This is a genomic window from Flavobacterium palustre (genome assembly GCF_014639535.1).
In the GTDB taxonomy this organism is placed as follows: Bacteria; Bacteroidota; Bacteroidia; order Flavobacteriales; family Flavobacteriaceae; genus Flavobacterium; species Flavobacterium palustre.
Genome location: NZ_BMGA01000005.1, coordinates 239,089 through 262,216 on the forward strand (window position 1 = coordinate 239,089; position 23,128 = coordinate 262,216).

24 protein-coding genes and 1 pseudogene are annotated in these 23,128 nt (G+C 36.1%); 10 read left to right on the plus strand and 15 right to left on the minus strand.

The features are described from left to right. Window positions 1–2: 2 nt before the first annotated feature. The 11 genes and pseudogenes from IEV84_RS11525 to IEV84_RS11575 all read right to left on the minus strand — a co-directional run bounded on the left by IEV84_RS11525 (window position 3) and on the right by IEV84_RS11575 (window position 10,088). Window positions 3–638 carry an SCO family protein gene (locus IEV84_RS11525; protein ID WP_188494424.1) on the minus strand — a complete coding sequence of 212 codons (636 nt, stop codon included), beginning with the start codon at window positions 636–638 and terminating at the stop codon, window positions 3–5. After that, the gene (locus tag IEV84_RS11530) at window positions 638–1,441 is read right to left on the minus strand and encodes a formylglycine-generating enzyme family protein (protein WP_188494425.1); all 804 of its coding nucleotides are present in this window, start codon (window positions 1,439–1,441) and stop codon (window positions 638–640) included. The genes IEV84_RS11525 and IEV84_RS11530 overlap by 1 nt, the downstream gene beginning before the upstream one ends. A gap of 26 nt (window positions 1,442–1,467) precedes the next feature. Further along, window positions 1,468–1,791 (minus strand): annotated as a pseudogene (locus IEV84_RS11535) (c-type cytochrome); the annotation flags it as partial. 85 nt (window positions 1,792–1,876) lie between these two features. After that, window positions 1,877–3,307, minus strand: coding sequence for a copper-containing nitrite reductase (nirK, locus tag IEV84_RS11540; RefSeq protein ID WP_229732666.1), 1,431 nt, complete (start codon window positions 3,305–3,307; stop codon window positions 1,877–1,879). A gap of 158 nt (window positions 3,308–3,465) precedes the next feature. Continuing rightward, window positions 3,466–3,708 (minus strand): cytochrome C oxidase subunit IV family protein, encoded by a 243-nt coding sequence (locus tag IEV84_RS11545; protein WP_066326559.1) that lies wholly within the window; start codon window positions 3,706–3,708, stop codon window positions 3,466–3,468. Window positions 3,709–3,711: 3 nt separating this feature from the next. Beyond that, window positions 3,712–4,293: a cytochrome c oxidase subunit 3 gene (locus IEV84_RS11550; protein WP_188494428.1), complete on the minus strand. Its 582-nt coding sequence runs from the start codon at window positions 4,291–4,293 to the stop codon at window positions 3,712–3,714. A 122-nt stretch (window positions 4,294–4,415) separates the two neighbouring features. After that, window positions 4,416–5,381, minus strand: coding sequence for a DUF438 domain-containing protein (locus tag IEV84_RS11555; RefSeq protein WP_188494429.1), 966 nt, complete (start codon window positions 5,379–5,381; stop codon window positions 4,416–4,418). Window positions 5,382–5,516: 135 nt separating this feature from the next. Beyond that, the gene (locus IEV84_RS11560) at window positions 5,517–7,292 is read right to left on the minus strand and encodes a nitric oxide reductase activation protein NorD (RefSeq protein ID WP_188494430.1); all 1,776 of its coding nucleotides are present in this window, start codon (window positions 7,290–7,292) and stop codon (window positions 5,517–5,519) included. A 109-nt stretch (window positions 7,293–7,401) separates the two neighbouring features. Next, a complete protein-coding gene (locus tag IEV84_RS11565) occupies window positions 7,402–8,193 on the minus strand; it encodes a CbbQ/NirQ/NorQ/GpvN family protein (protein ID WP_188494431.1) in 792 nt (263 codons plus the stop codon). Between the two features lie 114 nt (window positions 8,194–8,307). Continuing rightward, on the minus strand, window positions 8,308–9,642 hold the full coding sequence (locus IEV84_RS11570) for a cbb3-type cytochrome c oxidase subunit I (protein WP_188494432.1): 1,335 nt from the start codon (window positions 9,640–9,642) through the stop codon (window positions 8,308–8,310). Window positions 9,643–9,653: 11 nt separating this feature from the next. Continuing rightward, window positions 9,654–10,088 (minus strand): c-type cytochrome, encoded by a 435-nt coding sequence (locus IEV84_RS11575; RefSeq protein WP_066327484.1) that lies wholly within the window; start codon window positions 10,086–10,088, stop codon window positions 9,654–9,656. Between the two features lie 305 nt (window positions 10,089–10,393). Here IEV84_RS11575 and ric point away from each other — a divergent pair, with 305 nt between their 5' ends. From ric to IEV84_RS11620, 9 genes are all read left to right on the plus strand, one after another. Then, complete coding sequence (gene ric / locus IEV84_RS11580) at window positions 10,394–11,122, plus strand: iron-sulfur cluster repair di-iron protein (RefSeq protein ID WP_188494433.1); 729 nt, start codon at window positions 10,394–10,396, stop codon at window positions 11,120–11,122. Window positions 11,123–11,327: 205 nt separating this feature from the next. Next, window positions 11,328–13,418: a ribonucleoside triphosphate reductase gene (locus IEV84_RS11585; RefSeq protein WP_188494434.1), complete on the plus strand. Its 2,091-nt coding sequence runs from the start codon at window positions 11,328–11,330 to the stop codon at window positions 13,416–13,418. An 89-nt stretch (window positions 13,419–13,507) separates the two neighbouring features. Then, the gene (nrdD, locus tag IEV84_RS11590; protein WP_155960748.1) at window positions 13,508–13,672 is read left to right on the plus strand and encodes an anaerobic ribonucleoside-triphosphate reductase; all 165 of its coding nucleotides are present in this window, start codon (window positions 13,508–13,510) and stop codon (window positions 13,670–13,672) included. Then, on the plus strand, window positions 13,656–14,345 hold the full coding sequence (locus IEV84_RS11595) for an anaerobic ribonucleoside-triphosphate reductase activating protein (RefSeq protein ID WP_188494435.1): 690 nt from the start codon (window positions 13,656–13,658) through the stop codon (window positions 14,343–14,345). The genes nrdD and IEV84_RS11595 overlap by 17 nt, the downstream gene beginning before the upstream one ends. A gap of 2 nt (window positions 14,346–14,347) precedes the next feature. Next, entirely contained in the window at window positions 14,348–15,565 is a 1,218-nt protein-coding gene (locus IEV84_RS11600; protein WP_188494436.1) for a hypothetical protein, read from the plus strand. A gap of 53 nt (window positions 15,566–15,618) precedes the next feature. Then, entirely contained in the window at window positions 15,619–16,053 is a 435-nt protein-coding gene (locus IEV84_RS11605) for an RrF2 family transcriptional regulator (RefSeq protein WP_188494437.1), read from the plus strand. 76 nt (window positions 16,054–16,129) lie between these two features. Further along, the gene (gene nadA, locus IEV84_RS11610) at window positions 16,130–17,074 is read left to right on the plus strand and encodes a quinolinate synthase NadA (RefSeq protein ID WP_188494438.1); all 945 of its coding nucleotides are present in this window, start codon (window positions 16,130–16,132) and stop codon (window positions 17,072–17,074) included. Beyond that, window positions 17,074–18,624, plus strand: coding sequence for an L-aspartate oxidase (gene nadB / locus IEV84_RS11615; RefSeq protein WP_188494439.1), 1,551 nt, complete (start codon window positions 17,074–17,076; stop codon window positions 18,622–18,624). The genes nadA and nadB overlap by 1 nt, the downstream gene beginning before the upstream one ends. 109 nt (window positions 18,625–18,733) lie before the next feature. Then, window positions 18,734–19,177, plus strand: a complete 444-nt coding sequence (locus tag IEV84_RS11620; RefSeq protein ID WP_188494440.1) for a DUF4890 domain-containing protein — start codon at window positions 18,734–18,736, stop codon at window positions 19,175–19,177. Between the two features lie 50 nt (window positions 19,178–19,227). Here IEV84_RS11620 and hemL read toward each other — a convergent pair whose 3' ends face one another. The 4 genes from hemL to IEV84_RS11640 form a co-directional block, all read right to left on the minus strand. Further along, a complete protein-coding gene (gene hemL / locus IEV84_RS11625) occupies window positions 19,228–20,514 on the minus strand; it encodes a glutamate-1-semialdehyde 2,1-aminomutase (RefSeq protein WP_188494441.1) in 1,287 nt (428 codons plus the stop codon). An 89-nt stretch (window positions 20,515–20,603) separates the two neighbouring features. After that, on the minus strand, window positions 20,604–21,434 hold the full coding sequence (locus tag IEV84_RS11630) for a glucosaminidase domain-containing protein (protein WP_188494442.1): 831 nt from the start codon (window positions 21,432–21,434) through the stop codon (window positions 20,604–20,606). Next, entirely contained in the window at window positions 21,427–22,323 is an 897-nt protein-coding gene (locus IEV84_RS11635; protein ID WP_188494443.1) for a 1-aminocyclopropane-1-carboxylate deaminase/D-cysteine desulfhydrase, read from the minus strand. Before IEV84_RS11635 ends, IEV84_RS11630 begins: the two co-directional genes overlap by 8 nt. A gap of 168 nt (window positions 22,324–22,491) precedes the next feature. After that, a complete protein-coding gene (locus IEV84_RS11640) occupies window positions 22,492–22,833 on the minus strand; it encodes a hypothetical protein (RefSeq protein WP_188494444.1) in 342 nt (113 codons plus the stop codon). A gap of 52 nt (window positions 22,834–22,885) precedes the next feature. Between IEV84_RS11640 and IEV84_RS11645 the strand changes: the two genes are divergently transcribed. Then, the gene (locus IEV84_RS11645; protein WP_185963135.1) at window positions 22,886–23,062 is read left to right on the plus strand and encodes a C1orf53 family protein; all 177 of its coding nucleotides are present in this window, start codon (window positions 22,886–22,888) and stop codon (window positions 23,060–23,062) included. Window positions 23,063–23,128: the final 66 nt, after the last annotated feature.

The following is a 23,128-nucleotide window of genomic DNA, read 5'->3' on the forward strand; positions in this document are numbered from 1 at the left end:
TTTTAATTTATTTTTTGAGCTTCTTCTTTGATTTTAGCAATTGTTGGATCGGAGTTAACACCCAAACCTTCTTGCTGATATGTCAGTTCTCCATCGGCATTGAATACGCTTATGATATTAGAATGAGAAAAATCCATTGGTGAAACTTTTTTATAATTTACCGCCAAAACCGCTGCAAACTCTCGGGTATTTTCTTCAGTAGAACGCAGGAAAACCCATTGATTACTATTCATTTTATTTTCGATAGCAAAGGCTTTAAGACGTTTAGGTGTGTCTGCTTCCGGGTCAATACTCACTAAAACCATTTTCACCTTGTCTTTGATATTTTCCGGCAAACGCTGTTCGATATTACGCATATCAGCAACCAAACGGGGACAAGCAGCTTTACAGGAAGTATAAATCATCACCATCACCAAAACTTTTCCTTTCATATCTTTCATTTCGATATTTTGTCCGTTTTGATTGGTCCATTTTGATGGAAGATTATAAATGGATAAATCAGAAATCGCTTTGTCTTTTTCGGCAGCTTTTGCTTTTTGGTTACAGGATTGTAATGTTATTGCCAACGCAAATATTCCTAAAAAAAGCAGGCTAAGGATTCCTTTTTTTATTTTCTGGCATTCTATTTTTGATTTCATCATCTTAGATTTTGAAAGGTTTTTACAAAAGCAACTTTATCTTTAGCACAACGAAATCCCAAATTTCTGGTAGTATATCGCGCTTTCAAACTACCTCTGAAAGCATAGCGCATAAAGGCAGCATAATTCATTAAATCGGTAGCATTCACCGAACCGCTTCCGCAAAATAAATTCTTATCGGTATCCCTGTCTTTTCTGGATTCACCGGAAAGAAAAATACTGTTGAAATCGGCCGTCCATTCCCAAACCAATCCGTGCATATCGTAAACACCCCAATAATTTTTAAAAGTCTGCCCTATCGGATTAGCATAAGTTTTTGGTTTTTCATACCAGGACATGATGTATTTGTTGAAAGCTTCTTTGGATCTGGCATCGATTCGTTTCTCATCTGCCATAGCTACATATTCCCATTCGTCCATGGCGGGCAAACGTTTTCCCTGACATTCACAATATTTTTTAGCAGCAAACCAGGAAACATTGGTTACGGGAGCATTACTCAAATTATTTTTACCATAATCAAAATCACTCTGCCAATGTGATAAATAGCTTTTATCAGCAAAAATTCCTTTGATTTTAGAACGGCTGTATTCAGGATATTTTTTTAGAAAAGCCAGATATTGCGCATTGGTTACAGGAAACACATCGATTTCAAAAGCAGTGATTGCAACCGGCTTCTTATCGGCAGTTCCATAAAGAGGAACGTAAGTTCCTCCTTTTATTAAAACCATTGGTGTTTTCTGAGCCCAAAGCGTTGTCCCAATTCCTAATAAAAATGAGAATAAAACTATTTTTGCCTGTATCATGACTCACTGCTTTTAAAATGACTATTTTATTTTCGCTGCGCCTTTACCATAACTGCTGTCACAACTTTTTTGCTATTTCCCCAGCTTGAATATACATACGTGAGTACGTCGGCAATTTGTTGATCGCTTAATGCCTGAGGAGGCATGGCTCCACTAAATTTCTTGCCATTTACAACTATAGGACCGTTCAATCCTTTTACTACCCCTTTGATAGCTCTGTTAACATCTTTGTTAAGATAATCTGATTTAGCCAAAGGAGGAAAAGCACCCGGCACCCCTACTCCTGTTGCCTGATGACAGGCAACACAGGTTTGCATATAAACTGATTTTCCTTTGGTTGCATTCTGACTGTAACCATACAAACCTATTCCCATCATTACGATACTTAATACATACTTTTTCATTGGTATTTCTTATTTATTATTTATTTGAATTTTAATGTTCGGCTGTTACTTTTGGTGCCGGCTTTGCTCTGATTGCTTTTACTTTGGCCGGAGTTACAACTGTTTTATTGTTTCCCCAACTGTTGTACACATAGGTTAACACATCGGCGACTTCTTCGTCTGTTAAATTCTGACTGGTCATGACATTATTGAATTTTTTACCATTTACTGTAATTTCTCCACTCAATCCATGTAATACGGCGCTAATGGCCCTATTAGGATTGGCATTCAGAAAATCAGATTTTGCTAACGGAGGGAAGGCATTCGGTACTCCTTGTCCTTCTGATTGATGGCAGGCAAAACAGGTTCTTCCGTACAATTCTCTACCTGATTTAATTTGCTCCGCAACGGTTTTAGCTACAACACTTTTCGCAGTACCATTCTCTTTTGGCATGTTTTGTATTGTTCCGCCTTCAGGCAAATAAATTCCTTCCTGGGTTGTTCCTGAATAGACTTTTTTATTCTCATCGCCTTCCACTTTTAGCATTCCCAAAGCTCCTTTGTTAAATGCTCTGAAAATAGAGTGATCAACCAGAATAAAAGTTCCCGGAACATCTACTTTAAACTCGACTATGGCTGAACCACCCGCAGGAATTAAAGTAGTCTGTACATTTTTATTAATTACATCTCCTCCTTCGATGTGTACTTTATCGAAAATTTCCCCGATAACATGGAATGAAGAAACCAAATTTGGCCCACCATTACCCATATAAATACGAACCGTTTCTCCTACTTTGGCCGTAATGGCTTTATCTCCTGTTACCGCTCCTACTTTTCCATTAAAAACTACATAATCAGCTTGTTCCTTGATGGCTTTATTCATATCAAAGGGTTGTTTTCCTTGTTCGCCATAACTTCCTTTGGTATAAAAATCCCCTTGCATCACATAGTATTCTTTATCCACCGGCGGTAATCCTCCTTCGGGTTCGACCAAAATCAAACCATACATTCCGTTAGCAATGTGCATCCCAACAGGCGCTGTGGCACAGTGATAGACATACAAACCGGGATTTATAGTCTTAAAATTGAATACTTTTTCGTGTCCCGGCGCTACCAAAGAAGAAGTTGCTCCTCCACCCGGTCCGGTTACGGCATGCAAATCGATGTTATGCGGCATTTTATTATCAGGATGGTTTTTTAAGTGAAATTCGACTTCGTCACCTACTCTCGTTCTGATAAAACTTCCCGGAACAGAACCACCAAAAGTCCAATAGGTATATTTTACCCCGTCGGCCATTTCGCCTTCCTGTTCTTTAATTTCCATATTGACTATCAGTTTCATCGCCGCCCGGTCTCCCACCGGTTTAGGAACCAATGGCGGTGCTGTAAGCTCGGCTTCTTTTTGACCTTCGACTTTGATGTCCTGATAATATTGAGCATCTTTGTCTTCTTTTTTGGCACAAGAAAACAAACCAAAAGCCATTGCAATTGCTACGGCAATTCTGATGCTTTGTTTCTTTAAATTTAGTTTGGGTTTCATAGTTATTTGGTGTTAAATTTATCTTGATTTGTACTACAAATATAAAAGATAAAAACATCCTTTATTATGATATTTGTCATGTTTGTACTTTTTATTCTAATTTATTTCATCAAAAAAATGACTAAAACCAAGACTCCTAAAACCAGACTTAAACTATATTTCCAAAACGGATTTGCTTTCTTCAGTTCCATAAATTGGAAAGCAACTAAAAGAAATTTTATAGAAGAAAAAAAAAGAATTAAAAGGATTATATCATCAGAAAAAAGGTCAGCATTTGAAATTAAAGCAGTAACCAAAGTCAGTACAATCAATAATCCATACGTAAATACCAGTGATTTTTTCATTTGTCAAAAAATTAAATAGAGAATTGGGAATAACAACAACCAGATCAAATCGCACATGTGCCAGAAAGCAGCACAGGCTTCCACATCTTCAATTTGAGTATCCGATTTTTGCTTTGTCATTCCGTAATTCGTCCAGATTAAAATAACCAATCCGATAATAACATGAATCAGATGAAATCCTGTTAACAACCAATAAAACGTGAAAAACATATTGGTATCCAATGCAATCCCCGACTCGATTTTATGATAATATTCCAGGCTTTTTAGGAGTAAAAATAATAATCCGCCCAGCATGGTCAGTTTAAAATAAAACGATGATTTTTGAATATTTTTCTCTTTAAATTGCTGCACCGCATTGACCATAAAAAAACCACTTGACAACAGAAAAACAGTATTTATGGCTCCAAAAGTAGTATTGAGTTGTAATCTTGATTGATGGAATAATTCTGTTTGCTCACTTCCGTAAAAAACCAATGCAACCATTGCCATCCCGAAAGTAATCAGTTCCAAAAAAATAATAATCCACATCAGAATACCTCCCGGCGGATAATAAATATTTTTATAATTGATTTTTAGTGTTTCCATATATAATAATTTTAGATTGCAGATTTGTGATTTTAGATTGTAAAATGGAAAAAATAAAAAGTAATACAATCATGGAAAAAATCTAAATTCTAAATTCTAAATTCTAAATTCTTAAATCAAACCTACTCCCAATCCAGCAATCGTTTTTCGCCTTCAATTTTCCTGATATCGGTTATATCCTGAGACATTTCGATAACACCTCTATAATTTTTATCAGCATCACGAACAGCGAAATAGCGAATGTAAATCAGACGTTCTTTGTAATTGATCCAAAAAGAAGATTCATTTTTGGTTCCTTTTCGAAATTCTTCCAGGATTCTAAGAACCGTTCCTACACTTTTGGGCGGATGGCAAAATTTCACCTCACGACCAATGATTCCGGCGCTTCTGGGAAAAACGCGCTCTTCTCCGCGATTGTAAAAAATCACTCTGTCATTTTCATCCACATAAGTCAAATCCAAAGGCATCGTTCTGAAAAGTAAATTCACCTGCTCCACAGTCATATAACCTTCATCATAATGCGAAGTGTTTTCAAGCGAAAAAGGCAACTCCCGCTGTGTAAAATCCTCACTTGGATGAATGTATTCTTCTTGAGTAAAAGGCGCAGGATTTTGCGGTAACATCCAGCCTATTTCTTCTTCACCGGCACGCATTTTTATCCAGTCTTCTTCAGTAAGCAAGTCCAACGCATTGGGAAACAAAACCGTTTCTTCCACATGCATCAGCCGATAAATCCCATCCACCAGAAACGGAGTATTGATAGTTACTTTCTCAAAATTTTGATTCCTAAGATAATAACGAATCAAACGAAATTGATCTCTCAAATTATCATGAAATGACCACATTCCCTGTGAAGGACCAACCCAGTTTTTCTTTTCTAAAAAGGGAAAAAGCTGGTTTTCTTTTCGCGCAAATCGTTTTTCAATCGTGGATAACTGATTAAAAACATTGGTATATTTTTGAAAATCCTCTTCTGGAATGGTATTCGATAATTCTTCTAAAAGAGAATGAATCAGGTCATTTTCCTGAAAATACACCCGAATGGGATGTCCTTCAGGAAGTTTTGTAGTATGTGTTGTTTTTATCATTGTAATAAATTTTTCCCACCCCACCCGTTGGGCACCCCTCCAGAGGAGGGGAATTTAAGCGACTTCCCCTCCTCTGGAGGGGTGCCTGACACAAGCGACAGCGAACTGGCGAAGCAAAGGCGGGGTGGATTTTAGTTATTTTTGGTGTCTTATCTTCTCGTATAATTTGACTAAAGACTGTAACAGCTCGACTGCTGTTGTTAAAATCTGATAATGATTTTGCCCGAACATTTGCGGCAAATAGTACTTGGCTTCAGCTTCAATTGCCAAAGCATAAGAATTAATATTTTTACTATTCAATTCCCGAAGTGCCTGTTTGACATCGTTGATGCCGTATTTTCCTTCGTACTTATCGTAATCATTGGGCTTTCCGTCAGAAATCAGGATGACCCATTTATTTTTAGTATTTCTTTGATCTAGTCGGGCACCGGCATGACGCAACGCAGCGCCAATTCGGGTATAACCGTTAGGTTCTATGGCTCCAATTTTATGTTTGCCAATGTTCCAATTTTCATCAAAATCCTTAACCGTCAAATAGGTCGAATAGTTTCGGGTTTTTGAATAAAAACTGTCTATCGAAAAATCGATATTGAATTCGTTCAGGATTTCTCCAAACAAAATTGAAACCTCTTTTTCTACATCAATCACTCGGTTTCCGGCAGCATAACTGTCACTGGACAGACTGATATCCAAAAGAATCAGAATGGATAAATCTTTCTCTTTTTTACGATTTGAAATATAAACTTTCTCCGAAGGTGTTCTTTTCGAATGCACATCAACATACAAATCGGTAATGGCATCAATATCAAATTCCTCGCCTTGTGTCTGACGCTTTTGCTGCTGCATTTTGTTGTTAACATTCGTCAACATTTTGCGCAAGCCTAATAAAGTTGAAGCGTTTTTTGCAATTGTCATTTTGTAATAATCAGCATCCGTTTTTTGCTGTAATTTGGGATAGACTTTACAAAAGTCTTGTTTGTAAACCGCTTTGCTACAATCCCATTCGTCATAGAGCAAATGATAACCTTTAGCATCCACTTCGGCACTTTCTGAAATAGAAGTGTTTTCGATAAAATCAGCCTGATAAACCGAATGTGCCGTATCATCGACACGAACGGTATATTTCATATTCAATTCTTCCAGCGCATCCTGATGTTCTTCAAGTTCGTCACTACCATCAAAATCGCGCCAAACTCCATTGAATTCTTCAGCCGTTTCTACCTTTTCAAAATTATGCAGCATGACATAATCTTCCTGTTGTTTTTTATCCAATTCCACCGTTACCACTTCTTCCACTGCTGTTGCTTTCAATGTAGTTGTCGGCTGATTTTCAATTCCTTTTTTGGTAATATCAGCGAAATTTTCGAGTAACGTTTCAGAATTTTGTTCCACTTCGTTTTTCATCCATTTGCCATAAAGCCAGGAAAAATCAGCAGCTTTTTTCTCAGTTGCCTGTTCGATAAAATGCTGCTTTGCCCGGGAATGAAAATTTCTGTCGATAGCATATTCTTCGAAAATAATTTTCAAAATCGCATCAGCACTTTCGAATGCTTTTTGCTGCGAAAGTTCCAGTGACGGTTCATTTTCTTCAGAAGTCCAATTGAGATTTAATCGTTGTTGAACACTTAAAAACAGTGTTCGAAAAAGATAAAAAGTCAGATTTTCTTCTTTCGTATCTAATTCGGCAAAGGAAATTGGAAGGAAAAAATTATTGTTTTTATAACCGCCTTCCCTTTCAGCCGGATAAATAGCGATAGCCTTTCCGGTTAATGCCCGCGCCAGAATGGTCAATCGCGGTTTGATGTCAATTAGAAAAACCGTTTTTTCTAAAATTTCGGGAGCTGTTTTTTTTCTTTTTTTCAATTGCTTGAAAAACTTCCCAACTAAATATTCGTCTAATTCAAATCCCATATTTTTTTTAGTATTCAGTGTTCGGTTAATTAGTAATCAGTGATTTAGAATAGTCAATATTTTCGCCAGTTCACTGAACACTAAAAATCTGACCACTGACCACTCTTTTCTATATCATCAAATCGCATAAATCTTTCAGGGCTTGAATTGTTTGTAAATCATCTGTCAACGGTTCAACAATAGCCACATGAACAGACAATCGTTTAGGCAATCCGCTGTGGATGATTTTAGCGGCATCAACCAGCAATCGGGTGGAAACCGTTTCGGTCAATCCTAATTCAGTCAGATTCCTAATTTTATTCCCAATGGCGACTAATTTCTTAGCGGTATCCGAATCAATTTCGGTTTCATTAATCAGGATTTCTGTTTCAATTTTTGGTTCGGGATAATCAAAAGAAACTGCAATAAATCGCTGGCGTGTGGATGGTTTTAGTTCTTTAAAACCTCTTTGATAACCCGGATTAAAAGAAGCAACCAACATAAAATCCTCATGTGCTTTTACCGTTACGCCCAGTTTATCGATAAACAATTCGCGTCGGTGATCGGTCAGGGAATGGATGGCCACAATCACATCGGGACGGGCTTCGGCAACCTCATCGAGATAAAGGATAGAACCTTCTTTTACGGCTGTTGTCAAAGGTCCGTCAAGCCAAACGGTTTCTGCTCCTTTGATGATAAATCGCCCAATTAAATCAGTGGAAGAAGTTTCTTCATGACAACTAATCGTAATTAGTTTTTTATCCAATTGATGCGCCATGTATTCTATAAAACGGGATTTTCCCGTTCCTGTTGGTCCTTTCAATAAAATAGGAATTTTGTTTTTATAAGCTTGCTTAAAAACATCCATCTCTTTGCCAACAGCATGGTAATAAGGTATATTTATTAAAGTATCTACTAACATATTTTTAAAATTTTTAGAAAAAAACCGGAATTCCCAACAAAGGTTTTCATGGAAATGCAGTAACTAAGAAACAGTTGTTAAAGTCTTCCGGTTTAAAAAAAAGGGATTCGTTAGTTATTTTATTTCTAAAGCTTCATCCGAAGGACGTCCGTATTTAAAGAAATCATAAATAAACAGACTTATTCCGATAGTAAACATCGTGGCACAAATGAGCAGCACAACAAAATGAATACTGATTTCGTTTTGAACCACCATAAATTCCATTTTCATTTTGCGTTCCAAATAGACCTGAACCACACCGGCAACTCCAAAAGCAGTTGTCATTCCCAGCATTCCAACATTGGATAACCAAAATGCTACATTTCCCTGTGTACTATTGTAGCGTTTGCGCCCAGTTAAATTTGGAAGTGCATAACTGATAATTGCCAAAACAATCATCGCATAAGCGCCCCAAAAAGCGTAATGTCCGTGCATAGCCGTTACTAATGTTCCGTGTGTATATAAATTAGTTTGAGGTAAAGTATGTGCAAAACCTAATAATCCGGCTCCAATAAATGAAACAATAGAAGCGCCAATAGTCCAGAATAAAGCTATTTTGTTAGGATGACTTTTTTCTCCTTTGCGGTACATATTCACTGCGAATAATGCCATAGCCAGGAAAGCCAGAGGTTCCAAAGCAGAGAAAATTCCACCAACAATCAACCAGATTTTATTCACTCCAATATAATAATAGTGATGTCCGGTTCCTAAAACTCCTGAAAGAAAAGTCAAACCTACAATTACATACAGCCATTTTTCGATAACCTCTCTGTCAACTCCGGTTAATTTGATTAACAGGAATGAAAGAATCCCTCCCATAATTAACTCCCAAACTCCTTCAACCCATAAATGCACTACCCACCAACGGAAGAAAGAATCCGTTACCTGACTGTCAAACCAAATCATTCCCGGGATATATAATAAAGCGGCAAAGAATAAGCCCATGACCAGCACTATTGCAGTAGTCGTTTTTTGTTTTCCTTTATACAGCGTTCCTATAATTAGAGATAAGAAAAGTAAAACGTTAACTACTACTAAATAATCCAGCTCTCTTGGAATCTCCAGAAACTTTCTTCCTTCCCAATGATTTAAGTGAAAACCAATAATGGCTACAACTCCTACCACTGCTAAGGAAATTAATTGGACATAAGCCCATTTTACGCTTATGAGTTCGTGTTGCGCTTCTTCAGGAATAATGTAATAGGCTGCTCCCATAAAACCCGTTAGCAACCAAACTACCAGTAAATTAGTATGTACGGCACGCGCTGTATTAAACGGAATAATATCGTGTAATCCCTGAATTCCTATTCGGTCAAAGCCCATGATAAAGCCATAAACAATTTGCAATAAGAACAATAACATACACAATGCAAAAAACCAATAGGCGACTTTTTGTGATTTATATTTCATATTTGTAAAATTTAATTATTTTCTTTTGCTAATGGTGAAACCACTCGGTCAAAACCATTCAAATCAATTTTCCCAATCCATTTTAAGTAGGCAACAACAGCATCGGCGTCTTTTTCATTCATTTTATAAACTACCATTTTTCGTCCGTTGGGTGCCCAGGGTACCGGCGACATCAAAGCAGCTTTGATATATCCTTCTCCTCTTCGCTCCACTACTTTTGTCAATTCCGGAGCATAATAACCTCCTTCTCCCATAATGGAATGGCATCCCATACAATTATTGGTTTCCCAAAGCTCCTTTCCCCGTACTACCTGTTTATCAATTTTGGTATAATTTGTTTGGTCATTTCGGGGCATGAACGAATAAATGGTCAGTCCTATAAAAATTAAAAAGGTGACCAGGGTTCCTCCCAAAAAAAATGCTCTTGCTTGTGATTTTGAAAGCATAATTACTTGTTTTTTTTTGTTAATAAAATTACTCGAATTCAAATAAAGGATAAATTTGTCTTTTATTTGATATTGCAAAGAAAAGGCTGATATGAAATTTAAAATATGATTTAAATCATATTCTGTCTTTTTTATTCTTCTTAAAATTACATTCTCAAATAAGAGTATTCAATACCATCCTAAACAACTAATTAAAAACAAATTACAAAACATAATTTGGCACAGTATAATTTAGGACAATTTTATCCTTTTTATTTAAAACATTATTTTATAGCAAAAAAATTAAAACTTAAAGAACAACAATTATGGAAACATTAGAAAAAACAACCATCGGAGAATATGTAGCAAAAGATTTCAGAACAGCAGCCATTTTTTCAAAATACGGCATCGATTTTTGCTGCAAAGGAAACAGAACAATTGAAGAAGCCTGTGACAAAAAAGGACATGATTCAGAAACTATTTTAAATGAAATCAATGCTGTTTTAAACACTAAAAATGATAACAACATCGATTTTCAATCATGGCCTCTGGATTTATTAGCCGATTATATCGAGAAAACCCATCACCGTTATGTGGAAGAAAAAACTCAAATCTTACTTCCTTTCTTAGACAAATTGTGCAGAGTACACGGCGCATCTCATCCTGAATTATTTGCCATCAATGAATTGTTCATTGGCTGCGCAGGCGAGTTGGCACAACACATGAAAAAAGAAGAACTGATTTTATTTCCTTTTATCAAAAAAATGGTCAAAGCAACACTACAGGATGAGTTAGTAGAACAACCTCATTTTGGAACTGTCGAAAATCCAATTGCCATGATGATGCACGAACACGATGCCGAAGGAGAGCGTTTTAGAAAAATAGCCGGATTAACCAATGATTATACCCCACCGGCAGATGCCTGCAATACTTACAAAGTAACCTTTGCCATGCTTCAGGAATTCGAACAGGATTTACACAAACACATTCACCTGGAAAACAACATCTTATTCCCAAAAGCAGTCGAATTAGAGAAAAAAATTTCAGCACAATAATAAAAACAAATAAGTAAACAGGGGAGCGCTTAAAAAAAAGTTAGACACGAATTCCACCAATGGTCACTAATTCTAATCAATAAAAAATCAAATAACAAAATTTCTTTCTGCCTTTGGCAGATTCGTGGAATTAAAAAGAGTACAATTTGTGGTAATTATTTTTAAATGTGAATCCCAGGTAAGTAAACTAAAATCATCAAATGCTATGGAAAAATATGTTATAAAAAGAAACGGCCAATACAAGCCTTTTGAACCTTTTAAAATAAAAGACGCTATCGAAAAAAGCTTCCTGAGTGTTTCCATGGCAATTGATGAAAACATTTTTGAAAATGTTATCCGGGACTTAGAGTCTAAGGAAACCTGGGCGGTAGAAGAAATTCAGGATTTAATCGAGAAAAATCTTTTTGAAAAAAAGTATTTTGAAGTCATGCGTTCGTTTATGCTGTTCCGCCATACCCGAAAACTGCAACGCGAGCATATTGATGGTTTAAACGAAGACACCACTTATGTGGACAGCACTCAGACTATCGAAGAATACATTGAACAAACCGATTGGCGCATTAATGCCAATGCCAATACCTCCTACTCTAATGCCGGTTTGGTCAATAATGTAGCGGGAAAAATCATTGCTAATTATTGGCTGGATAAAGTGTATACCAAAGAAGAAGGTTATGCCCACCGTAACGGAGATATTCACATTCATGATTTGGATTGCCTGACCGGCTATTGCGCCGGCTGGAGTTTGCGGGTATTATTGAACGAAGGTTTTAACGGTGTTCGCGGTCGTGTGGAAAGCAAAGCACCGTCGCATTTCAGGGAAGCGCTGGGACAAATGGCAAATTTTCTTGGGATTTTGCAAAGCGAATGGGCAGGTGCTCAGGCTTTCAGTTCTTTCGATACTTATTTGGCGCCTTATGTTTTCAAAGACAATCTCTCTTTTGATGATGTACTGAAAGCGGTTCGCAGTTTTGTTTACAATCTGAATGTTCCGGCGCGTTGGGGACAATCGCCTTTTACCAACATCACTTTGGACTGGGTGGTTCCTGAAGATTTAAAAACGCAAATTCCGACGAAAAATGATTTACACTTTTTTGAAGGTAACTTCAATTATGATCTTTTAGTCAGAGCCAAAGAACGAGGTGTAACTAAATTAACCGATTTGCGTTACGAGCATTTCCAAGCCGAAATGAATCTCATCAACAAAGCTTATTACACCGTAATGACCGAAGGCGATGCCAATGGACAGCCTTTTACCTTCCCGATTCCAACGGTAAATATCACCGAAGAATTTGACTGGAACGGAGAAAATACCGATTTACTTTTCGAAAATACAGCTAAAATTGGTTCTTCTTATTTTCAGAACTTTATCGGGAGCCAATATGTTTTGGATGAAAACGGAAATAAAACAGAAAATCCGAATGCTTATAAACCCAATGCCGTTCGCTCTATGTGTTGTCGTTTACAATTAGATTTACGCGAATTGTTAAAACGCGGAAACGGTCTTTTTGGAAGTGCCGAAATGACGGGAAGTATTGGTGTTGTGACCATCAACATGGCGCGTTTGGGCTATTTGTACAAAGGAAATAAAGCCGAATTATTCGAACAATTAGACCAATTATTATACATTTCAAAATCGACTTTGGAGAAAAAAAGAATCTTTATTCAGGAAATGTACGACCGTGGTTTGTATCCGTACACCAAGCGTTACCTGCAACATTTCAGAAATCATTTTTCTACCATCGGCGTAAACGGAATCAACGAAATGATTGTCAATTTTTCCGAAAATCAGGACACAATAACTTCCAACACAGGAATCGCATTAGCTTCTGAAATTCTGGATCATATTCGCAACCGAATGAAAGAATTTCAGGAACAAACCGGAAATTTATATAATCTGGAAGCCACGCCAGCCGAAGGAACGACCTATCGTTTTGCCAAAGAAGACAAGAAACGCTTTGCCGATATTTATCAGGCGGGACAGGAAGAAAATATTTATTACACTAACAGTTCGCAAATTCCGGTAAATCATACCGAAGATCCATTCGAAGCCTTGTTTTTACAGGATGAATTACAATGCAAATACACCGGAGGAACGGTTTTACATTTGTATATGAGTGAAAAAATCAGTTCTCCTGAAGCCTGTAAACAATTTGTAAAAAAAGTGTTGTCTAACTTCAAACTGCCTTACATCACCGTAACGCCGGTATTTAGTGTTTGTCCTGTTCATGGTTATTTGAACGGCGAGCATGAATATTGCCCGAAATGTGATGATCTTTTATTAATGGAAAAAAGTTAGATGTTAAGAGTTAAGCGTCAGTAAAATTGGCAACTAACTCCTAACCCTTAACACATAACTCATAACTCATAACTCATAATCCGAAAAACATGAAAACAGCCACGAACCCTATTTTAGAAGAAAAACAGCATTTAAGAACCAAATGCTTAGTGTACACCCGAGTAATGGGCTATCACCGACCTGTAGAAAGTTTCAACATTGGAAAAAAAGGAGAACACAAACAACGCACTCATTTCAATGAAGGAAAATGTTAGTACACCTATTTACAGCATAACGCCTTTTACTTTATTAGATTATGCGCATCAATCAGCCTGTATTCTTTGGTTTGCAGGCTGTAATATGCGTTGCCTTTATTGTTACAATCCCGAAATTGTTCTTGGAAAAGGAAGTATTTCTTTCGAAAAAACGCTTGCTTTTCTTCATTCCCGTAAAAATTTACTCGATGCAGTTGTTTTTAGCGGAGGCGAATGTTTGTTACACAAAAACATCATTGAACTGATTATCGAAGTCAAAAAAATGGGCTTCCTGGTAAAAATTGACACCAACGGTTCAAAACCAAATATCCTAAAAACACTGATAGAAAAGCAATTAATTGATTATGTCGCTTTGGATTTTAAAACCCTGCCAGAGCATTTTGAAAAAATAACCCAATCACTGCTTTTTTCTCCGTTTGAAAAATCCTTACATTTATTGCTGGAAAGCCCGCTTCCGTTTGAAGTACGCACCACTGTTCATTCGGAATTGCTTACTGAGAAAGACATCCAACAAATGATTGTTTATTTAGAAAAGAAAAATTACACCGGAAATTATTACATCCAGCATTTTGTAAATGATGTAAAAACTCTGGAAAAATTAGGGCATTCGTTCCGGAAATTAGACAGTCAACAACTTTCTACACCAAAAATCAACGTCCATTTTAGAGGATAATTATGCAAAAATCCTGGCTTTTAATCTGTTTTATCAATTTCTTTATCGCAGCTCTCATGGGATTACTGCTTCGATTGCTGTATGTATTCTCTGTTGAAAGTATCAATTATCAGTTTTTATTGCACGGACATTCTCATGTTGCCATGTTAGGCTGGGTTTACCTGATGATTTACAGTTTGATTGTTCATTTTTTTATTCCAAAAACAGCACAACAAAAACCCGTTTACAACCGATTATTCTGGCTAACCGAAATTGCTGTTATCGGTATGATGTTTCGCTTTCCTGTTGAAGGATATGCTTTATTTTCGATTACCTTTTCTACACTACATATTTTTTGCAGTTATTATTTCTGCCGATTAGCCTGGAAAGATGCCCGTACTGAGTCGCTGCCTGAAAAACTACTTTTGAGAACGGCTTTATTTTTTATGATTGTATCAACTTTAGGTGTTTGGTGTTTGGGTCCGGCAGTTGGATTATTAGGTAAAGCCAGTGCTTTTTATCAAATTGCCATTCAGTTTTTCCTGCATTTCCAATTTAACGGTTGGTTTTTGTTTGCCATTTTAGCCTTATTTTTTAATCAGTTAAAAGGCAATATCAACGAAAAGCAATTTCAACTATTCTATAATTTATTGGTTACAGCTACCGTTTTAACTCTTGCTTTGCCGGTGAGTTGGTATCTTCCTAATCCTGCTTTTCATTGGATAAACAGTCTGGGAGTGCTATTGCAACTGCTTTCTTTTATCCTTTTTATTCAAATAATCAGACCGCATTTTCAAACTTTCTTTGCCAATTTAAAACCCGTTGAAAAACTGGTTTATGGTTTTGCCTTAACCTCATTGTTCTTGAAAATTATCATTCAATTAGTGGTTTTAATTCCGGAATTAGCCCAAATTTCACATCAGATTCGGAATTTTGTCATTGGTTATATCCATCTGACGATGTTAGGGATTATCACTGGTTTTTTGTTTGCTTTTCTGCTAAAAAATTCTTTTTTAAACGACTCAAAAAAAATATCCAATTGGGAAATAAAACTATTCATTTTTAGCTTTGTACTAACCGAATTGCTGTTATTCGGACAAGGCATTTATCTCTTTTTAGGCCTTGGACAATTTCCATGTTATTACCAAAATCTATTTTTATCTAGTATTTTCTTACCTATAGCTATTTTTATGCTTGTTTTAGGGCTTTTTAAAGGCACAATTAAATCACATAAATACTGAAAATTGAGTCGAATAATAACGCTTATTTTCTATAAATTTGTAAAAAACTAATTATGTTCTCTAAAACCTGTGAATACGGGATTCGGGCAACTATTTTCATTGCATCTGAATCCTATCAAAACAATAGAGTCGGACTGAAAGATATTGCCAAAAAGATAGATTCTCCTGAGGCTTTTACTGCCAAGATATTACAGATTTTATCCAAAAACAATATTATCAATTCTATCAAAGGTGTGGGCGGTGGCTTTGAGATTCCAAAAGAAAAAATGAGTCAACTCAAATTGTCTCAAATTGTAACGGCACTGGAAGGCGATTCTGTTTTTACCGGATGTGGTTTGGGTTTAAGCCATTGTTCTGAGGAACATCCTTGTCCGGTACATGAAAAATTCAAATCGATTAGAAATGAATTGGCTTTTATGTTAGAAAACACTAATTTGGAGGAATTAGCAATGGGAATTAAATCAGGAGATACTTTTTTAAGGTATTAACTTTTTAAACTAAATTAGCTTTACAAAACAAAAACAACAAACAACAACATAGTACACTTGTAATCAAGATTAAACAATGGACACAAACAAAATAAAAGATCTGAAAGAGCGCATCTTACAATTAAAAAAAGAGAAAAATGCAGTTCTTTTAGCACATTATTATCAGGAAAATGATATTCAGGATATCGCGGATTATGTAGGGGACAGCTTGGGATTATCACAAGAAGCAATGAAAGTGGATGCCGATATTATTCTTTTTGCAGGAGTCCATTTTATGGCTGAAACAGCTAAAATTTTAAATCCAAACAAAAAAGTAATTCTTCCGGATTTGAATGCAGGATGTTCTTTGGCAGAATCCTGTCCTCCGGACTTATTTAAAAATTTCATCAATCAGCATCCAGACCATACCGTTATCACTTATGTGAATTGTTCTGCCGAAGTAAAAGCTTTGACTGACATTGTGGTTACTTCAGCAAATGCAGTGAAAATTGTAGAATCTATTCCAAAAGACAAGCCAATTATCTTTGCTCCGGACAAGAATCTAGGAAAATATGTAATTAGCAAAACAGGTCGTGACATGTTACTTTGGGATGGTTCCTGCGTAGTGCACGAAGCCTTTTCGTTGGATAAATTAATCGAATTGCACAAACAACATCCGGATGCAAAAATCATTGCGCACCCGGAATCTGAAACCCATATTTTAGCTACTGCCAGCTATATTGGTTCGACTTCAGGAATGATTGATTATGTAAAAAACAATCCGAACAATAAATTCATTGTAGCTACTGAATTTGGTATTTTGCACAAAATGCAACAGGAAGTACCTGATAAAATCTTAATTCCTGCTCCGGCAAAAGAGGATAATACTTGTGCTTGCAGCGAATGTGGTTACATGAAAATGAATACTTTACAAAAAGTATACGATTGTTTAGTAAACGAAAGCCCTGAAGTTTACGTATCCGAAGACATTATCCAAAAAGCATTAGTTCCAATTGAGAGAATGCTTGAATTATCAAAATAATGACAAATACCAATTACCTGATTATCGGTTCTGGTGTTGCCGGTTTGACATTTGCGCTTCGGATAGCAGAGCAATTTCCGAACAAAAAAATAACCATTGTAACCAAGGCCAATGCCGACGAATCAAATACCAAATATGCCCAGGGTGGTATAGCTATTGTTACCGATAAAAACGAAGATTCATACCAAAAACACATCGAAGATACTTTGATTTGTGGAGACGGATTATGTGATGAAGCCGTTGTAAAAATGGTCGTTACCGAAGGTCCCAAACGATTAAAAGAACTAATCGAATGGGGAGCTAAATTTGACAAAAACTCCGATGGTAATTTAAATTTAGGTAAAGAAGGCGGGCATTCAGAAAATCGTGTGGTGCATCATAAAGACCAAACTGGTCATGAAATTGAACGCGCAATCTTGATGCAAGTTTATCAAAAAGAAAACATCACAGTTCTGGATCATCATTTTGCTGCCGATTTAATTACCGCTGACAACTACTGTTTAGGAGCTATTGTTTTAGACGAAAGCACCAAACAAATAAGCACTTACCTATCTGACATTACGCTATTGGCAACAGGCGGAATAGGTCATCTTTATGGACATACCACTAATCCTGTAATTGCAACCGGAGACGGAATTGCTATGGCATACCGTGCGCATGCCAAGATTAAAGAAATGGAATTCATCCAATTCCATCCTACCGCTTTTTATGAAGAATCTACCGGTTCTAAATTTTTGATTTCAGAAGCGGTTCGCGGTTTTGGTGCTTATTTGCGTACCAAAAAAGGACATCGTTTCATGATCGATTATGATGCCCGTGAAGAATTGGCTTCCAGAGATATTGTTTCTCAAAGTATTGATTTGGAACTGAAAAAATCAGGTGATGATTGTGTCTATTTAGATTGCACTCATCTGGATATAGAAGCTTTCAAAAAGCATTTTCCAATGATTTACAATCATTGTCTGAAATCAGGAATTGACATTGCAAAAGACTGGATTCCGGTAGTACCGGCACAACATTACATTTGTGGCGGAATTGTAGTTGATATGAACGGAAAAACATCGGTAACCAATTTATTTGCCTGTGGCGAATGTTCTCAAACCGGTTTGCATGGTGCCAACCGATTAGCATCCAATTCATTATTAGAAGCATTAGTGTATTCTAGTAGAATTTACGAATATCTGGCCAATCCTAATTTGGAAATAAAAACAATAAAGAAGGAGATTCAGGAAACAGAAACATCTGAAAAACCGGAAATAGATGCTAACTATTTGACAAAATTAAAAGCTAATCTTCAGCACTTAATGAGACAAAATGCAGGTATTGTTAGATATGACGCGGATTTGATTAAAGCTAAAGAACAACTTTTAAATTGGAAACAGGAAATAGAAGCAATTGGTAAAACACATCAAATCAACACTTCCTATTATGAATTATTAAACATGATTACTATAGGATATTTGATTGTAACCCAATCTATTGAAAGACATGAAAATCGTGGTGGTTTTGTAAAATTTGAATCGGCTTCATTCGTTAAAAAAAATTCCTAAGTCAAATTTATCATTTAAAAAGTCATTCAACATTTTTTTATTAATAATTAAACCTTTTATTCTTTTTACTATCTTAATGCTATAACTTTTAACATAAATCAAAAAAGAAATGAAAAAATTAATTATTGCCGCATTATTGATTGTTGGAGTAGCAGGTTTTGCTCAGGACAACAATGACAGACCACAAAGAGGTAACATGGGAAACATGACTCCGGAGCAGCGTACAGAACAACGTGTTGCAAGAATGACTAAAGATTTAAACTTAGATGCAAAACAACAGGAGCAACTAAAACAACTTTATGCTGACGAAGCTAAAAACAGAGAAGCCAGAATGGCGGAAATGAAAGACAAAAAAGGTCAAGGCAGAGAAATGATGGCTGAACAAAGAAAAGCTATGGAAGGAAAAATGGCCGCTATCTTAACTCCTGAGCAATTAGCAAAATGGAAAAGTAATCAGGAAAAAATGCAACAAAGAATGCAGCAAAGAATGAGTGAGAGACAAGGTGGTGGAATGGGAGATGACAGACCTGCCGGCGGTAATATGGAAAACTAAAAAAAAAGCTTCGAGATTAAACTCGAAGCTTTTTTTTTGCTCTTTAAAAATTACAATGTTTTCGAAACTTTATCAATCGCATTGATTGTAAAATCCAAATCTTCATAACTCAAAGCATCGGTTATAAACCAGGTTTCATAAGCTGATGGCGCGATATAAACTCCTTCTTTCAATAAACCGTGGAAGAATTTCTTGAAAGTTTCATTATCACCTTTAGCCGCCGTTTGAAAATCAACAACCGGACTTTCGTCAAAATGTACCGAAATCATAGATCCTACTCTATTGATGGTATAAACAATATTATTTGCTTTTAATACTCTATGAATTCCTGCTTCCAGATAAGCTGTTTTTTCTTCTAATCTTTGAAAAATAGCCGCATCATTATTTAGAGATTCCAACATAGCTTTACCTGCAGCCATAGCCAATGGATTTCCTGATAAAGTTCCCGCCTGATAAACTGGTCCAAGTGGAGCCAAATAATTCATAATTTCTTCACGGGCAGCAAAAGCACCTACAGGCAATCCACCACCAATTACTTTTCCGAAACAAACAATATCGGCATTGATGTTTAATAATTCCTGAGCACCACCTTTAGCCAATCTAAAACCTGTCATTACCTCATCAAAAATCAGTAAAATACCGTTCTCAGAACACAATTGACGCAGACCTTCTAAAAAACCTTTGATTGGCGGTACACAACCCATATTTCCGGCAACCGGTTCTACTATAATCGCTGCAATTTCGTTAGGATTCGCTTCGATTAAACTTCTTACATTCTCTAAATCGTTGTATTTAGCCAATAAAGTATCCTTAGCAGTTCCTGCGGTAACACCAGGACTATTAGGCGTTCCAAATGTCATTGCACCACTTCCGGCCTGAATCAGGAAAGAATCAGAATGTCCGTGATAACAACCTGCAAATTTTATTATTTTATCTCTTTTAGTAAATCCGCGCGCTAATCTTACGGCGCTCATACAAGCTTCGGTACCTGAATTTACAAAACGAATTTTATCAATATTTGGCACCATCGAAACTGCCAAAGCAGCAATTTGAGTTTCTAATTCGGTAGGCATACCAAAGGAAGTTCCTAGTTTAGCTTTCTCAGTTACCGCCTGAACTACCGGCTCATAAGCATGTCCTAAAATCATCGGTCCCCAGGAATTAATATAATCAATCAATCGGTTTCCGTCTTCATCATACAAATAAGCTCCTTTGGCTTGTTTTACAAAAATAGGCGTTCCTCCTACCGATTTGAATGCTCTAACTGGCGAATTTACGCCTCCTGGAATTACTTTTTCTGCTTCAGCAAATAGCTGACTACTTCTTTGGTATAACATTTTTAATTTAAAATTTCTGATTTTAGAGTTTAGAATTTAGATTTACAATCTTAATTTCTAACAACTCATTATTTTTTAATAACTTATAATTAATTCACTTTCAACTTTTGCCCCACAAAAAGAGTATTATCTAAAAGATTATTCTTTTGCTTTAAATCATCTACTAACAGATTGTACTTTTTTGAAATAGAATACAGCGTATCTCCTTTTTGAACCTCATAAAAAGTATCATTTCTGGAATCCCTGGCAATAATCCTTCTATTCTGATTTTCTACAGGCAAATAATTTGTCCCTAAAACCTGAGCGTCATATTGTCCTAAATTGTAGCGTTCTATGTAGGAAATCAATTTATCTGGATATTGCGGATCGGTGGCATAACCTGCTTTTCTTAAGCCTTTTGCCCAGGCCCGATAATCGTCTTTATCTAGTTCAAATAAACTGGCATACCTCCCTTTACCCGTTAAAAACAAGGCATGATCCCGATAAGATTCTGCTACTTTATTGTATTTTCTGAAGCATTCCTGACTGCTATCATCATCATGTCTTACAGAATCTCCTTTCCAATCGGCGTGGCATTTGATACCAAAATGATTGTTGGCCGTTTCAGCCAATTTACCTCTTCCCGCTCCTGATTCTAAAATTCCCTGAGCCAGAATAATACTTGCCGGAATACCATAAGTCTTCATGTTGTTCATGGCAATATCTTTGTATTGCAACACATAACCGCTAACAACATCATTGGTTACAATTGTTCTCGAAGTGGATTCAATCACTTCGTTTCTGCCCTTTATTGATTTTGTTTTCTTAGAATAAGTAGTGTTTTTGCCCGCTGCTTTTTTAGTTGTTACAATTGGGGATTTTGTAGCATGACAACTAACCAGCGTAAGAAGAATAAATAAAAGTAGGTTTTTCTTAAACATCGATAGCTATTGTTGGTAATTGTTTATTTTTTAATCGCTCATTCATTCCATAAATACCCTGCAATCCTCCGGTATGGATTAGTAAAATATTGGAATGCGCCGGAAAATAATCCTTTTGTATCAAATCCATAACACCAAAAACCATTTTCCCTGTATATACGGGATCTAACGGAATTTGATTCTCAATATAAAACCGATTGATAAAATGAATCAAATTTTCATTGACTTTACCATATCCGCCAAAATGATAATCTGTTATCAGCTCCCAATTTTGATTCTGTACAAAAATACGGATTTCATCTTGTAAAAAATCGCCTTTCAGTGCCGGAAATCCTAAAACTTTTTGATGAGACAGCGCACTATTGATAATCCCCGAAATGGTTCCGCCTGTTCCAACCGCACAGCAAACATAATCAAACTCACTGTCTTGCTGCGTTAAAATTTCCTGACAGCCTTTTATAGCCAATAAATTAGTTCCTCCTTCGGGAATCAGGAAAAAATCGCCAAATTTTGATTGTAAATCCGCTAAAAAAGCTGCTTCATTTTTCAAACGATAGGCTTCCCGGGAAACAAATTCAAATTGCATACCACATTCCTGAGCAAATTGCAAGGTGGGATTACTTTCTATTTTATCGCTTAATTCATCGCCACGGATAATCCCAATGGATTGAAAACCCTGCTCCTGAGCAGCAAAAGCAACAGCTGCAATATGATTAGAAAAAGCCCCTCCAAAAGTCAGCAGTGTCTTTTTGTTTTCGGCTTTTGCCTGAAGCAAATTGTACTTTAATTTTCGAAACTTATTTCCCGAAACCACAGGATGAAGCAAATCTTCCCTCTTGATAGTAAGCGAAATCGAGTTTGGAAATTGTATAGCTAACTTTTGATTCAAAACAATTATTTTTTACAAAGGTAAAATTTATACTTATATAAATAGCGAACACAGACAAAACTGGTTTTAGCCACAATCCCGATAGCTATCGGGACACGAATGATTTTTTCTAATCTTTGAACTTTAAAAACTTTGCGAAAGCTTTTGCGACATCTCTGCGGTTAAAATTCAAATTTTATTTAAAAACAAATACTTCCAAAAACTAAAAAACTTTCTCTTTTTCAAATAATTCAAATCGGATTCATTCGTATATGCCTCTCTTTCAAACGAAATGTTTCGATAGGCACGATTTTTGCTGCGGAATTGTAATAAACGAACAAAGTATTCGATAAAATACCAAATAAAAAAAGGAAGAATTAATAATTCTATTTGTTGTCGCAAATGAATGCGCTCGTGATTGATTAAAACTGCATTTTTTTTATCAATACGATATTTTAAAAACACAAACGGAAAAGCCGTTAATCCACGGAAACCTTTTGGTATTAAATACTTGTTAACAACAAAAAACATTGGTTCTTAAATTTATAAATTTGTGTAAATTAACAACAACAAAACCCAATTAATGATTGAACAAAGTAATGAAAATAAATTAATAGAAGGTGAAGATTTCTATTATACTCCTGAAGGATATAAATGTTTTACCGAGAAATATCATTTAAAAAGAGGTTATTGTTGCAAGAGTGGTTGCCGTCATTGTCCTTATGGATACGACAAAAAAACAGGCACAAACAAGAAATAAGAGTTATAAAAGCAATTTGAATCTAATTATCATTTTTTAGCATATATAAGAAACAACCCATTTTTA

Bases quoted from the DNA above. Each gene is read 5' to 3' on its own strand.
- IEV84_RS11525 (WP_188494424.1), bottom strand. From the start codon at position 638: ATGAAATCAAAAATAGAATGCCAGAAAATAAAAAAAGGAATCCTTAGC.
- IEV84_RS11530 (WP_188494425.1), bottom strand. From the start codon at position 1,441: ATGATACAGGCAAAAATAGTTTTATTCTCATTTTTATTAGGAATTGGG.
- nirK (WP_229732666.1), bottom strand. From the start codon at position 3,307: ATGGCTTTTGGTTTGTTTTCTTGTGCCAAAAAAGAAGACAAAGATGCT.
- IEV84_RS11545 (WP_066326559.1), bottom strand. From the start codon at position 3,708: ATGAAAAAATCACTGGTATTTACGTATGGATTATTGATTGTACTGACT.
- IEV84_RS11550 (WP_188494428.1), bottom strand. From the start codon at position 4,293: ATGGAAACACTAAAAATCAATTATAAAAATATTTATTATCCGCCGGGA.
- IEV84_RS11555 (WP_188494429.1), bottom strand. From the start codon at position 5,381: ATGATAAAAACAACACATACTACAAAACTTCCTGAAGGACATCCCATT.
- IEV84_RS11560 (WP_188494430.1), bottom strand. From the start codon at position 7,292: ATGGGATTTGAATTAGACGAATATTTAGTTGGGAAGTTTTTCAAGCAA.
- IEV84_RS11565 (WP_188494431.1), bottom strand. From the start codon at position 8,193: ATGTTAGTAGATACTTTAATAAATATACCTTATTACCATGCTGTTGGC.
- IEV84_RS11570 (WP_188494432.1), bottom strand. From the start codon at position 9,642: ATGAAATATAAATCACAAAAAGTCGCCTATTGGTTTTTTGCATTGTGT.
- IEV84_RS11575 (WP_066327484.1), bottom strand. From the start codon at position 10,088: ATGCTTTCAAAATCACAAGCAAGAGCATTTTTTTTGGGAGGAACCCTG.
- ric (WP_188494433.1), top strand. From the start codon at position 10,394: ATGGAAACATTAGAAAAAACAACCATCGGAGAATATGTAGCAAAAGAT.
- IEV84_RS11585 (WP_188494434.1), top strand. From the start codon at position 11,328: ATGGAAAAATATGTTATAAAAAGAAACGGCCAATACAAGCCTTTTGAA.
- nrdD (WP_155960748.1), top strand. From the start codon at position 13,508: ATGAAAACAGCCACGAACCCTATTTTAGAAGAAAAACAGCATTTAAGA.
- IEV84_RS11595 (WP_188494435.1), top strand. From the start codon at position 13,656: ATGAAGGAAAATGTTAGTACACCTATTTACAGCATAACGCCTTTTACT.
- IEV84_RS11600 (WP_188494436.1), top strand. From the start codon at position 14,348: ATGCAAAAATCCTGGCTTTTAATCTGTTTTATCAATTTCTTTATCGCA.
- IEV84_RS11605 (WP_188494437.1), top strand. From the start codon at position 15,619: ATGTTCTCTAAAACCTGTGAATACGGGATTCGGGCAACTATTTTCATT.
- nadA (WP_188494438.1), top strand. From the start codon at position 16,130: ATGGACACAAACAAAATAAAAGATCTGAAAGAGCGCATCTTACAATTA.
- nadB (WP_188494439.1), top strand. From the start codon at position 17,074: ATGACAAATACCAATTACCTGATTATCGGTTCTGGTGTTGCCGGTTTG.
- IEV84_RS11620 (WP_188494440.1), top strand. From the start codon at position 18,734: ATGAAAAAATTAATTATTGCCGCATTATTGATTGTTGGAGTAGCAGGT.
- hemL (WP_188494441.1), bottom strand. From the start codon at position 20,514: ATGTTATACCAAAGAAGTAGTCAGCTATTTGCTGAAGCAGAAAAAGTA.
- IEV84_RS11630 (WP_188494442.1), bottom strand. From the start codon at position 21,434: ATGTTTAAGAAAAACCTACTTTTATTTATTCTTCTTACGCTGGTTAGT.
- IEV84_RS11640 (WP_188494444.1), bottom strand. From the start codon at position 22,833: ATGTTTTTTGTTGTTAACAAGTATTTAATACCAAAAGGTTTCCGTGGA.
- IEV84_RS11645 (WP_185963135.1), top strand. From the start codon at position 22,886: ATGATTGAACAAAGTAATGAAAATAAATTAATAGAAGGTGAAGATTTC.